This window comes from Vreelandella sp. L-15 (assembly GCF_056857635.1).
On sequence record NZ_JBSXNN010000035.1, the window covers coordinates 1 to 14,465 of the forward strand.

The 14,465-nt window shown below is 55.3% G+C and carries 12 protein-coding genes and 1 pseudogene; 12 read left to right on the top strand and 1 reads right to left on the bottom strand.

All coding sequences use genetic code 11. The features are described 5' to 3' along the window. Nucleotides 1-211: 211 nt before the first annotated feature. The 12 genes and pseudogenes from murJ (at nt 212) to AC13CY_RS04245 (ending at nt 14,076) form a co-directional block, all read left to right on the top strand. Nucleotides 212-1,789 carry a murein biosynthesis integral membrane protein MurJ gene (gene murJ / locus AC13CY_RS04190; protein ID WP_483052331.1) on the top strand — a complete coding sequence of 526 codons (1,578 nt, stop codon included), beginning with the start codon at nt 212-214 and terminating at the stop codon, nt 1,787-1,789. Nucleotides 1,790-1,927: 138 nt separating this feature from the next. Further along, complete coding sequence (ribF, locus tag AC13CY_RS04195; RefSeq protein WP_483052332.1) at nt 1,928-2,965, top strand: bifunctional riboflavin kinase/FAD synthetase; 1,038 nt, start codon at nt 1,928-1,930, stop codon at nt 2,963-2,965. A gap of 7 nt (nt 2,966-2,972) precedes the next feature. Next, nucleotides 2,973-5,804, top strand: coding sequence for an isoleucine--tRNA ligase (gene ileS / locus AC13CY_RS04200; RefSeq protein ID WP_483052333.1), 2,832 nt, complete (start codon nt 2,973-2,975; stop codon nt 5,802-5,804). Beyond that, nucleotides 5,797-6,345: a signal peptidase II gene (gene lspA, locus AC13CY_RS04205; RefSeq protein ID WP_273423017.1), complete on the top strand. Its 549-nt coding sequence runs from the start codon at nt 5,797-5,799 to the stop codon at nt 6,343-6,345. Before ileS ends, lspA begins: the two co-directional genes overlap by 8 nt. A gap of 21 nt (nt 6,346-6,366) precedes the next feature. Beyond that, nucleotides 6,367-6,810: an FKBP-type peptidyl-prolyl cis-trans isomerase gene (fkpB, locus tag AC13CY_RS04210; protein WP_273423014.1), complete on the top strand. Its 444-nt coding sequence runs from the start codon at nt 6,367-6,369 to the stop codon at nt 6,808-6,810. A gap of 36 nt (nt 6,811-6,846) precedes the next feature. After that, the gene (ispH, locus tag AC13CY_RS04215; RefSeq protein ID WP_273682719.1) at nt 6,847-7,827 is read left to right on the top strand and encodes a 4-hydroxy-3-methylbut-2-enyl diphosphate reductase; all 981 of its coding nucleotides are present in this window, start codon (nt 6,847-6,849) and stop codon (nt 7,825-7,827) included. 34 nt (nt 7,828-7,861) lie between these two features. Further along, a complete protein-coding gene (locus AC13CY_RS04220; protein ID WP_084354726.1) occupies nt 7,862-8,296 on the top strand; it encodes a type IV pilin protein in 435 nt (144 codons plus the stop codon). After that, nucleotides 8,296-8,727 (top strand): type IV pilus modification PilV family protein, encoded by a 432-nt coding sequence (locus tag AC13CY_RS04225; protein ID WP_137094897.1) that lies wholly within the window; start codon nt 8,296-8,298, stop codon nt 8,725-8,727. Before AC13CY_RS04220 ends, AC13CY_RS04225 begins: the two co-directional genes overlap by 1 nt. Continuing rightward, complete coding sequence (locus tag AC13CY_RS04230) at nt 8,724-9,236, top strand: PilW family protein (protein ID WP_137094898.1); 513 nt, start codon at nt 8,724-8,726, stop codon at nt 9,234-9,236. The genes AC13CY_RS04225 and AC13CY_RS04230 overlap by 4 nt, the downstream gene beginning before the upstream one ends. A 7-nt stretch (nt 9,237-9,243) precedes the next feature. Next, on the top strand, nt 9,244-11,700 hold the full coding sequence (locus tag AC13CY_RS04235; RefSeq protein WP_273682720.1) for a DUF7305 domain-containing protein: 2,457 nt from the start codon (nt 9,244-9,246) through the stop codon (nt 11,698-11,700). Between the two features lie 64 nt (nt 11,701-11,764). Continuing rightward, the gene (locus AC13CY_RS04240) at nt 11,765-12,787 is read left to right on the top strand and encodes a tryptophan--tRNA ligase (RefSeq protein WP_137094903.1); all 1,023 of its coding nucleotides are present in this window, start codon (nt 11,765-11,767) and stop codon (nt 12,785-12,787) included. A 77-nt stretch (nt 12,788-12,864) separates the two neighbouring features. Then, a pseudogene (locus AC13CY_RS04245) lies at nt 12,865-14,076 on the top strand (YeeE/YedE family protein). Between the two features lie 127 nt (nt 14,077-14,203). Here AC13CY_RS04245 and tnpA read toward each other — a convergent pair. Further along, nucleotides 14,204-14,465: IS200/IS605 family transposase (gene tnpA, locus AC13CY_RS04250; RefSeq protein ID WP_483052334.1), on the bottom strand; the 262-nt coding region annotated here is incomplete at its 5' end.

Sequence of the window (14,465 nt, forward strand, 5' to 3'; positions counted from 1 at the left end):
GTTATTGGATCTGACCAGGGTCAGAACCGGCATCACTGTCCCCGAATTCGGGGTAAGTTAATGGCATGAGCCGTATACGTGGTCCGTATGTACGGTTCTGTGAGAGGGATGAGGCGGAGACGCCTCACCCTACTCGCTGTGCCTGAACGTCGCCTCGCAGGCGATGTGCGAGTATCTATTTAGCCTCTAGTCGCCTGTAGGAAAGTACTTGATGAGCGCCAATACATCACCGCATGCCAATATGCCGCCACCCCGCCGAGGACTGATGCGTTCTGGATTGGTGGTCAGCGCCATGACCATGCTCTCCCGGGTGATGGGGTTGGTACGCGATGTGGTCGTGGCAACGTTTTTGGGCGCAGGCAATGGCTCGGATGCCTTTTTTGTGGCGTTTAAAATCCCCAATTTTCTGCGCCGTTTATTTGCAGAAGGGGCGTTTAACCAGGCGTTTGTGCCGGTGCTCTCGGAGTACTCCACCCAGCGCACCAAGCAGGAGATCCGTGAGCTTTTGAACGCGGTGGCGGGCAGCCTGACGGCCCTGTTAGCGCTGATCACGGCGTTGGCGATGCTGGGCGCACCCTGGCTGGTATGGCTGTTTGCCCCTGGCTTTGGTCGCGAGCCTGACAAACTAGCGATGACCGCCGATATGCTGCGGCTCACCTTTCCCTACCTGCTGCTGATTTCGTTAACCGCCTTCTCCGGCAGCGTGCTAAACACTTGGAACCGCTTTGCAGTGCCCGCATTTACACCGGTGCTGCTGAATATTTCGCTGATCGGCGCGGCGCTGTTTTTGATGCCCCTGATGGAAGAGCCCGCCATGGCGCTGGCGTGGGGCGTATTGATTGCCGGGGCGGCTCAGCTTGCGTTTCAGGTGCCGTTTTTGCTGCGCTTGGGGCTGCTGCCGACGCCGTGGCCTAACTTCGCCCACGATGGCGTCAAGCGTATTTTAAAACTGATGGCCCCGGCGCTGTTTGGCGTATCGGTATCGCAGATCAACCTGCTGCTGGATACGGTGCTGGCATCGCTGTTGGCCGCGGGCAGCGTTTCGTGGCTCTACTACTCGGATCGGTTGGTAGAGCTGCCGCTTGGCGTGTTTGGTGTGGCGATTGGCACCATTATTTTGCCTGCGCTCTCCAAACGTCATACGGAGCAGTCCACCGAGCACTTCTCCGCTATGTTGGATTGGGCGATTCGTGTGGTGCTGCTGTTGGGCGTGCCTGCAGCCCTAGCGCTGGCGGTACTGGCGGAGCCGTTTTTGATTACCCTGTTCCACTACGGGGCGATGACCGATAACGATATTCAGATGGCGGCCATGAGCCTGCGTGCCTATGCCTTTGGGCTGGTGGCCTTTATGCTGATTAAGGTGCTCGCGCCTGGTTTCTTCGCCCGTCAGGACACCAAAACACCGGTGAAGGTAGGCATTATCGCCATGGTCGCGAATATGGTATTCAACCTACTGCTGATTTGGCCGCTGGCCCACGCGGGCTTGGCGTTGGCCACTGCGCTCTCTGCATTTTTAAACGCGGGGCTGCTGGGGTATCTGCTTTATCGACAGCAGGTGCTGGTGTTTCAGCCGGGTTGGAGGCGTTACGCGGTGCAGTTAGTCGGCGGCTGCGTGCTGATGAGCGTGGCGCTTATGTTAGTCTCACCTGATTGGCAGGTGTGGTTAGAGTTTGGGTTATGGCAGCGCGTCAGCTGGGTGGCCGGGCTAGTAGTGCTCGGAGGCGGGCTTTACTTTATCTGGTTAACGGCGCTTGGCCTGCGGCTTCGCCACTTTAAAATGAACGGCTAGGGAAGGGGCAGGCGCGTGAGCGCTATTATCTTCTTCTGCACCAGAGCAGCGCGTTCGTTATAATCAAACGCTTTGAAAACGGCCAACGGCCTTAAAACGGAAAACGCTTTTAAAACAAGCTTTTAAAAAAGAGGTGCCATGCACGTCATTCGAGGTCTGCACAATCTGACAGCGTCCCATCGTGGCTGTGTGGCGACCATTGGTAATTTCGATGGCGTGCATCGCGGCCATCAGGCGATTCTACAGCAGTGCCGCGAGCACGCTGCGCGCCTGAACGTACCGCTGACCGTGGTGGTGTTTGAGCCTCAGCCCCGCGAGTTTTTTGCCGGAGACCAAGCGCCGCCGCGCTTAACGCGCCTGCGGGAAAAAGTGCGCCTACTGCGCGACCACGGTGCCGAGCAGGTGCTGTGCCTGCCGTTCAACGATGCCTTGCGCAGCCTGACCGGGCGCGAGTTTATCGATCAGGTGCTGATTGATGGGTTGGGCGTTAAGCATCTAGTGGTGGGCGACGACTTCCGCTTTGGCTGTGATCGTCGTGGCGACTTCAGTTTGTTAGAAGCCGTGGGGCGCACTCACGGCTTTGGCGTAGAGCATACTCGCACCTTCAAGGTCGATGACGAGCGGGTATCAAGCACCCGAGTGCGTACGCTGCTGGCCAGCGGTAACTTTGAAGTGGCCGCCCGCCTGTTGGGCAGGCCTTATTCGCTGCATGGCCGCGTGGTGCGCGACCAGCAGTTGGGGCGCACCATCGGTGTGCCCACGGCCAATTTGCCGCTGCTGCCCCAGCCGCTGACGCTGCGTGGCGTGTTTGCGGTCGTGGCCGAGCTTGCCAGCGGTGAGCGCTATCCCGCCGTGGCGAACGTCGGCTTTCGGCCCACGGTAGGTGCCAAACGCCCGACGCTGGAAGTGCACCTGCTGGATTTTTCCGGCGATCTGTATGGCCAGCGGCTGACGGTTTACCCCTGCGCTCGGCTGCGAGGGGAAGTGAAGTTTGACGATTTTGACGCGCTAAAAGCACAGATTCACCAGGACCAAGCCAAGGCGCGCCGCTACTTTACGACCGCCGACGCTGATCTAACGACCTCTCTTCCGCTGGCCTCGGCCCCGCTTGGGCGTGAGACCGCTTCTTCTGATTTCACTTCGGCGGATGACGCCGCCGATACTAACGACGGCTGACCGGACTATGGACTATAAGCACACGCTAAACCTGCCAGAAACCGACTTTCCTATGCGCGGCATGCTGCCGAAGCAGGAGCCAGGGCGTGTTTCCCAGTGGCAGGATATGAACCTATACCAGCGCCTGCGCGAAGCCCGTGCGGGTGCGCCGCTGTTTGTACTGCACGATGGCCCTCCCTACGCCAACGGCAGTATCCATATCGGTCACGCCGTTAATAAAATTCTCAAAGATATTATCGTTAAGTCCAAAAACCTGGCGGGTTTTGATGCGCCCTACGTGCCGGGTTGGGACTGCCACGGCCTGCCCATTGAGCACAAGGTCGAAACCACCCACGGCAAGCACCTTCCGGCGGATAAAGCCCGTGAGCTGTGCCGTGAGTACGCCGGCGCCCAAATCGAAACCCAACTGGTGGACTTTGTGCGCCTGGGTATCATCGGTGACTGGGATCATCCGTATCGCTCCATGGATTACGCCAACGAAGCGGGCGAGATCCGCGCGCTGGCGGATATGGTCGAGGCGGGCTACGTCTTTAAAGGCCTGAAGCCGGTGAACTGGTGCTTTGACTGCGGCTCGGCTTTGGCGGAAGCGGAAGTCGAGTACGCCGATAAAAAATCCGATGCCATCGACGTTGCCTTCCCCGTGGAAGACGCCGACAAGCTGGCGGCGGCGTTTGGCTTAAGCGAGCTGTCAAAGCCCGCCGCTGTGGTGATCTGGACCACCACGCCGTGGACCATTCCCGCCAACCAGGCGCTGAACGTTCACCCGGACTTTACCTACGCGCTGGTGGATACCGGCGAGCGTCTGCTGCTGTTGGCCGAAGAGCTGGTCGAGAGCTGCTTAGAGCGCTTTGGCTTACAAGGTGAGGTGGTCGCGACGACCCAAGGCAAACACCTGGACCTGATCAATTTCCGCCACCCGTTCTACGACCGCCTCTCGCCGGTTTATCTGGCGGATTACGTTGAGTCTGAGGTGGGCAGTACCGGTATCGTTCACTCTGCTCCGTCTTACGGTATGGATGACTTTGTCACTTGCCGTGAGCACGGCATGAGCTTTGACGATATGCTGAACCCGGTGCAGGGCAACGGCGTTTACGTGGATGACCTGCCGTTCTTCGGCGGCCAGATGATCTGGAAAGCCAACCCGAACATCATCGAGAAGCTGCGTGACGTAAACGCGCTGATGGCCCACACGCCGATCACCCACAGCTACATGCACTGCTGGCGTCATAAAACGCCGGTGATCTACCGCGCCACGGCCCAGTGGTTCGTCGGCATGGATATCAAAGGCAAGGATGGCAAGACCCTGCGCGAGCGCGCGCTGGCCGGTATCGAAGCGACGGAATTCACCCCTGCTTGGGGGCAAGCGCGTCTGCACAGCATGATTGCCAACCGCCCGGATTGGTGTATCTCCCGCCAGCGTAACTGGGGCGTGCCGATTCCGTTCTTCCTGCATAAGCAAACCGGTGAGCTGCACCCCAACACCGTGTCTCTGATGGAAGAAGCTGCCAAGCGCGTGGAGCAAGAGGGCATTGAGGCATGGTTCAAGCTCGAACCTTCCGAGCTGCTTGGCGCGGAAGCCGCTGACTACGATAAAGTCACCGATACGTTAGACGTGTGGTTCGACTCAGGCACCACCCACCGACACGTGCTGCGCGGCTCGCACCCCCACGGCCATGAAAGCGGCCCGCGAGCTGACTTGTACCTGGAAGGTTCTGATCAGCACCGCGGCTGGTTCCACTCGTCGCTGCTCACCGGTGCGGCGATTGATGGTCACGCGCCGTATCGTCAGCTGCTGACCCACGGCTTCACGGTGGATGCCCAGGGCCGCAAGATGTCCAAGTCCATCGGTAACGTGGTCGCGCCGCAAAGCGTGATGGATAAGCTGGGCGCCGATATTCTACGCCTGTGGGTAGCGTCTACCGACTACTCCGGTGAAATGGCCGTCTCGGATGAAATCCTCAAGCGCACTGCTGATGTGTACCGTCGTATCCGCAACACGGCGCGCTTCCTGCTTTCCAACCTGAACGGCTTTGACCCCAAGCGAGACCAAGTGGCGTTTGGCGATATGCTGGCGCTGGACCAGTGGGTAGTGGACCGCGCCGCGCAGCTGCAGGGCCGCATCGAAACCGCCTACGAGGAGTACCGTTTCCTGGATGTGTACCAGCAGGTACACGGCTTCTGCGCACGGGAGCTGGGCGGCTTCTACCTGGACGTGATCAAAGATCGCCAGTACACCACTCAAACCGACTCGCTGGCCCGCCGTAGCGCGCAAACCGCGCTTTATCACGTGGTGGAAGCGCTAAGCCGCTGGGTCGCGCCGATTCTCTCCTTCACAGCCGAGGAGATCTTTGAACATATCCCCGGCGAGCGGGGCGATAGCGTGCTGCTGGAGACCTACTACACCGGGCTTTCCACGTTGGATGAGGGCGCCGAGATGGGCCGCGCTTTCTGGGAGCAGGTGCTGGAGGTGAAGCACTCGGTGAACAAGTGCCTGGAAGACGCCCGTAACGCCAAAGTGATCAAGGGTAGCCTCGCGGCAGAAGTGACGCTGTTCGTCAATGACGAGCTGCACGCGACGCTGGCGAAGCTGGGCGACGAGTTGCGTTTTGTGATGCTTACCAGTGAAGTGCACTTGGCACCGCTGGCAGATGCCGCCAATGCCGAAAGCACTGAGCTTGAAGGCTTGAAGGTTGCGGTGAGCGCCAGTGGGCATGCCAAGTGCGAGCGCTGCTGGCACCACCGGGCAGACGTAGGCAGCGTTGCCGAGCACCCGGACCTGTGTGGCCGCTGTGTAAGTAACCTGCCCGAAGGTAGCGGCGAGATTCGTCACTATGCCTAACACAGCCTCCCCGGTGAACGATTCACACCAGCGGCCGCCCATGCGGCGGCCGCTGCGCTGGCTATGGCTAGCCGTGGCGGTCATTGTGTTGGATCTTGCAACAAAGTATGCCGCTAGCCACTTTTTAAGCTATGCACAGCCGGTTGAAGTCTTGCCGTTTTTCAACCTCACGCTGCTGCACAACACCGGCGCGGCGTTTAGCTTTTTGGCTGACCACCCCGGCTGGCAGCGCTGGTTCTTTGCGGCGATTGCTATTGGTGCCAGCATTGGCCTCACCGTTTGGCTATCCCGCGTGCGTGCGGATGAGAAGCTGCTCGCTATCGCCTTGCCGCTGATTATCGGTGGGGCGCTGGGTAACCTATACGACCGCTTAATTCATGGCTATGTGGTGGATTTTCTCTCTTTCCATGCGGCAGGCTGGTATTACCCTGCCTTTAACGTGGCGGATATCGGCATTACCCTAGGGGCCATTGGCCTTATCTGGGAGTCGGTGATGGGCGAGCGTCGCCGCAAAAAAGCCGCGCACTCTTCATCTTCTTAACATGCCAATGAGTGAGGCATCATGGATTACCTAATTGACGAAGGGATGGAAATTACCCTGCACTTCACGCTGAAGCTGGAAGATGGCACGGTGGTGGATTCCACCAAAGAGAAGGCACCGGCCACGTTCCAGTATGGCGACGGCAATCTGCCACCGGGGTTTGAACACCCCATTAAAGGCATGGCAGCGGGCCAGAGCGGGACGTTTCATATCACCCCTGAGCATGCGTTTGGCCAGCATAACCCGCAGAACATTCAAACCCTGAAGCGGGCCGACTTTGGCGACGAAACGCCTGAAATCGGCATGGTGATGTCGTTTGCTGATAAAGCAGGAACGGAATTGCCTGGCGTGGTCAAAACCATTGACGGTGACCGCGTAGACATTGACTTCAATCATCCGCTGGCAGGGCGTACATTGACGTTTGAGGTTGAAGTGCTCAACGTCACGCCGATCACCACACACTAATTTCCTGAGCGATGCAGGTTGCATCAAGGCGCTTTTATGCAGTCATCAGAGTCATTTCAGCCCGTACAGATCAAGCTAGCCAACCCGCGCGGGTTTTGTGCGGGCGTCGACCGCGCGATCGATATCGTCAACCGCGCGCTGGATGTCTTCGGCCCGCCGATTTACGTTCGCCATGAAGTGGTGCACAACCGCTTTGTAGTAGAAACACTGCGTGAACGCGGCGCGGTCTTCGTAGAAGAGCTCCACGAAGTGCCCGACGATGTGATCGTCATCTTCTCTGCCCACGGCGTTTCCCGTGCGGTGCAGCAAGATGCCGAGCAGCGTGGCCTGAAAGTGTTCGATGCCACCTGCCCGCTGGTCACCAAAGTGCATATGGAAGTGCTTCGCTACGCCAAGCGTGGCCAGGAGTGCATTCTGATTGGCCACGAAGGTCACCCGGAAGTTGAAGGCACCATGGGGCGCTACGACACCTCCCACGGCGGCAAGATTTATCTGGTGGAAGATGAGCAGGACGTTGCCAATCTGGTTGTCAATGACCCCTCGGCGCTAGCGTTCGTCACCCAAACCACGCTCTCCATGGATGACACTGCCAAAGTGATCGACGCGCTGCGGGAGAAATTCCCTGAGATTCAGGGGCCGCGCAAAGACGATATTTGCTACGCCACTCAAAACCGTCAGGACGCGGTGCGTGAGTTGGCGGCGGATAGCGACTTGGTGCTGGTGGTCGGTAGCCCCAACAGCTCGAACTCCAACCGGCTGCGTGAGCTTTCTGAGCGTATGGGCACCCCCGCGTACTTGATCGATAACGCCGAGCAAATCGATCCATCGTGGTTAGAAGGCATAAAACGTATTGGCGTCACCGCTGGCGCGAGCGCCCCTGAAGTGCTCGTCAAAGGCGTCATTGATAAGCTGCAGACACTGGGCGCGGAAGCCCCCGTCGAACTGCAGGGGCGTGAAGAGAACATTACATTCTCTATGCCCAAAGAGCTGCGTGAACAGGTGATCGTCAGCGGATAATGCAAACCGTATCGGTTTAAGACATACTCCAAGTATGAGTAAACCGATATGGGAGCATCGCTTAGTGACTTATGGTTTTAATCGCCGCGCAGGGGATTATGGTAAGCACCAGCGCGGCTTTACCCTCATCGAATTACTGATTGCGGTGGTCATTATTGGGATCATCGCCAGCATCGCCTACCCCAGCTACACCCGCTACGTCGAACGCTCCGTTCGCTCTGATGGCCAGACGGCACTCTTGCAAGCGGCTTCAGAAATGGAGCGCTGCTACTCCCGTGACTACACCTATGCAGAGTGTGATTTGGAGATGACACTTTCTCCGAGCGGCCATTACGCCATTTCAGTCGCTAGTGGTAGCCAAAGCGACGGCGGCTATATATTAACCGCGACGACCCAACGCTCAGACGGCTGTGATGAAGATCTCACCTTAAATGCAAAAGGGGGGCGTGCCCCAGAGGCGTGCTGGTAATGAAGCATCAGCAAGGGTTCTCACTCATTGAGGTGCTGATCGCGCTGGTAGTGCTTGCCTTTGGCCTGATGGGGGTGGCCGCCATGCAGATAAAAGCCCTGCAAAGCGCGACCGAAGGGTACCAGCGCTCAATTGCTGTGGTGGCGGCGGTCGATGCCCAAGAGAGAATTTGGAATCTATTAGCCAGCCACTCTAATTGCGAAGCCATCAAAGAATCAACGGTGAGTGCCCTTAAAGATGATTGGATAGAGCACTGGTCAGCAGATACAAACGCCAAGCCGCTACGGGGCACTAACTGGGACAACAGCGATGTGAGGATGTCCGAAGGGTGCGAGTTTACAATTGTGATAGCCCTAAATAGCGTCTCTAGCAACCGCGAGGAGGAGTACCTCTACAGTTTCATCCTCCCTAATGTGGAAGATACCCCATGAAAGCAATGAAGCAACAGCTGGGCGCTGGCTTGGTTGAGTTAATGGTGGCGATGGCGATTGGCACGGTGATTGCGCTAGGGGCGGGCCAACTCTTTTTATCTACCTTTTCGACGTTTAGCGCGGTGGGTGAGCTAAGCCGGAAACAAGAAGTAGCGGTGTTTTTAACGCAGATTTTAGCGGAAGAACTGCGAAAGGAAGGTGATGTTGAACGCTATGAGCTTTCTTGTCTTATAGAAAATACAAAGTGCCGCTGTACTATTAGAGATACGAAAAATAATGATGGAGAATTACTGGAAAAAAAGCAGCCAATTATCGATTTTTATAAAGATTTTGAAGAAGGGCACGTTATTAGCAACGCAGAGTGTAGCGAAGACCAAGAGCTGTTGGCGATACCAGAAGAAGGTCAAGATCATCACTATAAAGTTAAAGTTCCGATGATGCAGGGTGGTGAGTCGCTAATATTCCATGTCACCAAACGAGATATCGTAACAACCACCAACCCCGAGTGAGGTAACAATGAAAAAGCAGCAAAAAGGCGCGGCACTCTTTGTTGTCATGGCCTTGTTATCGGCCTCTATGGTGGTGGGTATGAGTGCTATGCAGTCCTCCCTTGTGGATGAGCGGCTGGCAGGCAACTTTCGCTCTTCGGTTCAAGCGCAAATGACCGCTGAAAATACCTTGGCGTCGTTAGTTAATCCTGTCAATACTGCAAGTCGCAACGAATATTTAGGACAGTTAGTGGCAAATCCGCAACTGCTTGAAGAGACGGAAGGAAAGCTAACGGGTGATGAGATCGCTCAGCTACTTCAAGCAGGTACCTTGGATCAATTTATTGAAGATCTGCTTCCTGCCGACTTTGACGAGCTGGATGAGGATGAACAGCGCCAAATAAAAGAAGAGTTACTGGCTAATCTTGAGTTGCAATTTGAAGTGAATACTGAGGAGCAAACGGTCACGATCACCTCCAGGGATCTTGGGCTACGCAATAGTGCCGCGCGTGATTCGGAGTTGGTGTATCGTTACGAATTTGAAGGTGCCGGCCTTAGTGGTATTTTAACCAATGGTATTATCACTTGTTACGGCGCGTCTTTTGAAGGGGGGGGAGGCGTTGCTGTTGATAGCTTTGATTCACAGTTAGGTGCTTATGGCCTCATGGGGAACAGTGGTGGGAAAGCCTCACTGGTATCTCTTCACGAAAATAGCCTGTTGAAATTTAATATGGGGTCTGCTCCAGGTATTACAGGAGATATACTTACCGCAGGGAGTATGGAAGTCACCAATACCATGCCTATAGATGGTGATGTATATAGCATGGGAGGAGTTACCCTAAAAGGTAATAATGCGTTAATAACAGGCAATATATACTCTGAAAGTAGTGTGCTCTTCCAGGTTGGCACTAGAGTGGATGGCAATGTTCTTGCCAACGTTTCTGTAAAAGTATTAGGGAATTGGGGGCATGTTGCTGCTTTGCAACCAAGTGGTAGCACTAGAGAAAACACCTCATATGCCATTGGTGGTGATGTGACCTCACCAGAAATTTATACGGAAGTAGGTAATAGAATTGAGGGGGATCAGAACCGCAGTTTTCCTGGAGTTGTCTTTGAAGATTATTTAAGTGAAGGGTTAAAGGTTGTTCAGGAAGGGCAAGCCTGTCCTGATTACAGTGTGGGAACGATTTATAGTGAATATGGCTTTAAAAGCAATCCCAGGGATGTAAGTGTGGTTGAAAATAATGGGCCGGGAAATACTGGGATGCTAGGAGAGTCAACCTTTATAAACGGTTTTGAGGTGTTTCATGTCAATAGTTTAACCATAGGTGGAGATGGGCTGATTATAGATAGGCCCACGGTGATTGTTGCAGATTCAGACGTGTCGCTAGTGTTATGGAACGACTCTGCTATTACCCTGCGTGAAGGAGCCTCGTTACGTATTATTTCAAAGGGTAAGCTTGATTTTAAAGGGTCGAATGTTTTTGAAATGGACAGTTTTAACCCTGTTGTTGAAGCTGGTGGGGAATTGGTTCCTGCATTTTCCTTTGTCTCGTTGTATGAGGGTGAGGGTAATGCAGTTGCAATGGATTCTGATGGAGATATGTATGGTGAAGTGCTTGCTCCGTTTGGCAATGTCTCAATCAGTGGCTCAGCTAGTTTAATGGGGCGAGTTTTCTCGGAAAGCTTGAGCGTAAGCGGTGCCGGTTCAATACACTATGATCGTGCTTATGAGAATGTTGCTATTACATCTTCGACTGCTAGCCCCGAGTGGTGCAGCTTTGATGATTTATCCCCTTTAACCGTCGCAAGCCCTGTCGGTCGCTTATCCCTCCCTAATTCTCAAGCAGAGTTTAACGGCAAAAACAGCGTTCCTGATGTTACGGTAACCCAAGGCGATCTTGAAAAGTTTTCCGGCGCTAACGCCGCCAACGATAATATCCGTGGCGGCATTCCTGATGGTTTGTTCAATCATGGCGAAAGTGCTGAAAAGTTCCATGCTTTTATCGAGATGCTGCGTACCCGAAGTGATACTGTTCAAGTGCAGGGGGGAAGTGTTGAAAATAATACTGCTTTTGGAAGTAAAGGCAACGAGCAGATCACTTTTGTAAATGGTGCCATCGATGCAAATAATATATCCGGTGCGGGTGTGTTAGTGGTTAAAGGTAATTATGATGCTGGGGGGAACCCTGAATTTGATGGTCTGATTATTGTTTTGGGTAACTATTCACAAAAGGGCGGCGGAGGAAGAGACTTAAACGGCGCTTTGCTAGTCGCGCCTTATAATGTCAATGACCTAAAATTCACTGAGGCGAATATTGAGTTTAGCGGCGGCGGAAGCAATGATTTTAATTATGATGAAGCGGCGCTGCGTACTGCCTTTAATTTACTGGATGACGAAGAGCAGGCCAGTTGGGGGAGTTGTAATGCCCCACCCGCGTCTGGTGATGGCGAGTTGACCTGGTATCTAAGCGATTGGCGTTGAAGCTGTTCGCCACCCGTCTGGCAAAACGTTATGATAGGCCTATTTGCCCAAGAGCTAGAACATCATGAGTCAGACAGCTAAAACCCGTGTGCTGACCGGGATTACCACTACTGGAACGCCGCACCTTGGCAATTATGTCGGGGCGATTAAGCCTGCCATTGAGGCCAGCCAAGACCCCAACGTGCAGTCGTTTTACTTTCTGGCGGATTACCACGCGCTGATCAAGTGCCAAGACCCGAAGCGCGTGCAGGAGTCTCGCCTGGAGATCGCCGCGACGTGGCTGGCGCTTGGCCTGGATACCGACAACGCGATCTTCTACCGCCAGTCGGATATTATCGAGATCCCCGAGCTGATGTGGATGCTCTCCTGCGTGTGTGCCAAGGGGCTAATGAACCGTGCCCACGCTTACAAAGCCGCCGTGGCAGAGAATGAAGAGGCCGGTAATCAAGACCCGGATAAAGGCGTCACCATGGGGCTGTTCGGCTATCCGGTACTGATGGCCGCCGATATTTTGATGTTCAATGCGAATAAAGTGCCGGTTGGCCGCGACCAGATTCAGCATATCGAAATGGCGCGAGATATGGCTGGCCGCTTTAACCACCTGTTTAAAGGCCAGTACTTTGTACAGCCTGAAGCCGTCGTGGATGAGAAGGTGGAAGTGTTGAAAGGGCTGGATGGACGCAAGATGTCCAAAAGCTACAACAATACGATTCCGCTGTTTGTGAGCGAGAAAAAGCTGCAGAAGCTGGTGCGTAAAATCAAAACCAACTCGCTGGAACCCGGCGAGCCGAAAGACCCGGATACCTGCACCCTGTTCCAGATTTTCTCAGCCTTCGCGAGTGAATCCGAAGCGTTGGCTATGCGCCAGCAGTACGCAGAGGGCATTGGCTGGGGCGAAGCGAAAGACCGCGTATTTGAGTATGTCAACGCCCACCTAAGCGCCCCTCGTGAGCGTTATAATGCGCTGATGGAAGACCCGGCGCATATTGAAGCAGTTCTGCAAAAAGGCGCTGAGCGTGCCCGTGAGGAAGCCGCCGTGACCATGGATCGGCTGCGTGCTGCGGTAGGGCTTGGACGGTTTGTTTGATCACTTGATAACCCTTATCTAAATTAGCTAAGCGCTTGATTTCTGTCGGCGCTTTTAGCATTACTTAAAGGTGAGCTATGGCGACGACCTCTACGGTGGCACCGGTTAACTATCGAGTGCCTCTACTGGCAACTGCGGCCATTGTGCTGGGTGCCTTGGTGATTGGTGTGCTGTTTAGCGCCAATATCGGCTTACTTATGATCGTAGGTGGCCTGCTGGGTATGGTGCTGTACCACGCGGCGTTTGGCTTTACAGCGGCGTGGCGGGTGTTTATTACCGAGCGCCGTGGGCGTGGGCTGCGGGCGCAAATGGTCATGCTGGCGATTGCCGTGGTGCTGTTCTTCCCGGCGCTGGGCGCGGGCAGCCTGTTTGGTACGGAAGTGCGCGGCTTCGTTTCTCCCATCGGTATTTCTGTATTAGTGGGCGCGTTTATCTTCGGAGTAGGTATGTAGCTAGGCGGCGGCTGTGCGTCGGGCACGCTGTTTACCGCAGGCGGCGGTAACGCGCGTATGCTGATTACACTGGTATTTTTTATCGTGGGGTCGGTGATTGGTACCGCGCATTTTGCTTGGTGGCAAAGCTTGCCCGCTTTCCAGCCGGTATCGCTGGTCAATGTAGCCGGTGTGGGTGGAGGCATCGGCATTAGCTTGGTGCTGTTTGCTGCGATTGCGGTGTTGACCGTGATTATGGAGAAGCGCCGCCACGGTCATCTAGAGCAAGCCCCGATGGTGGATAAGCCTGGAGCCGAGCGTTGGTTATCCGGCCCGTGGCCATTAGTCGCCGGAGCGGTCGCCCTGGCACTGCTAAACTTTGCCACGCTGGCACTGGCTGGCCGCCCCTGGGGCATCACCTCGGCGTTTGCGCTGTGGGGCGCCAAGAGTTTTGAACTGGTAGGCGGCGATGTGAGCCAGTGGGGCTATTGGCAAGCACCCGGCAATGCCGCCGCGCTGGAAGCCAGCGTGTGGAGCGACATTACCACAGTGATGAACGTCGGTATTATGTTGGGTGCGCTGGCAGCGGCCAACCTGGCCGGGCGCTTTGCCCCTAACTTCCGTATTCCACTTAAATCTGTGCTGGCGGCGGTGATTGGCGGCATTATGCTGGGCTACGGGGCTCGCTTGGCCTTTGGCTGCAACATTGGCGCTTACTTTAGCGGCATTGCTTCCGGCAGCCTGCATGGCTGGGTGTGGATGGCAGCGGCCTTCGCTGGCAACATGGCAGGCGTTAAGCTGCGCCCGCTATTTTTTGATGGCGAAGCAGGGCGCAAGCCGGTAGCGAAAAGCTGCTAAACGTTCCGCCGTTCAAACTGCGTCATAGCGCCTTGGTTAACGCCAAGGCGTTTTTTTATCGAACATCGCGAAAAACCCCGTACTTCTTCTAGTGCGAGGATGGATAGCGAGGGGCGCGAGAGCGCCCCTAGTCCGGCCTCGATTGTTGCTCAATATACTCCTTGACCATGCTCAGGGGAGCGCCTTCGACACTTCGCGCAAAGTATCTTGGACTCCACAGCGAGTTCTTACGGTAGGCGGCCTGTACCAGTTCAGGGTGTAGTAACTTCATCCGCCGGCTGGATACCGCGTTCAAACTATTCAGCAGCTTGGATACCGCCACTTTGGGTGGAAAGTTGACAAGCAAATGGACGTGATCGGTTTCACCGTTGAACTCTTGTAGCTCCGCC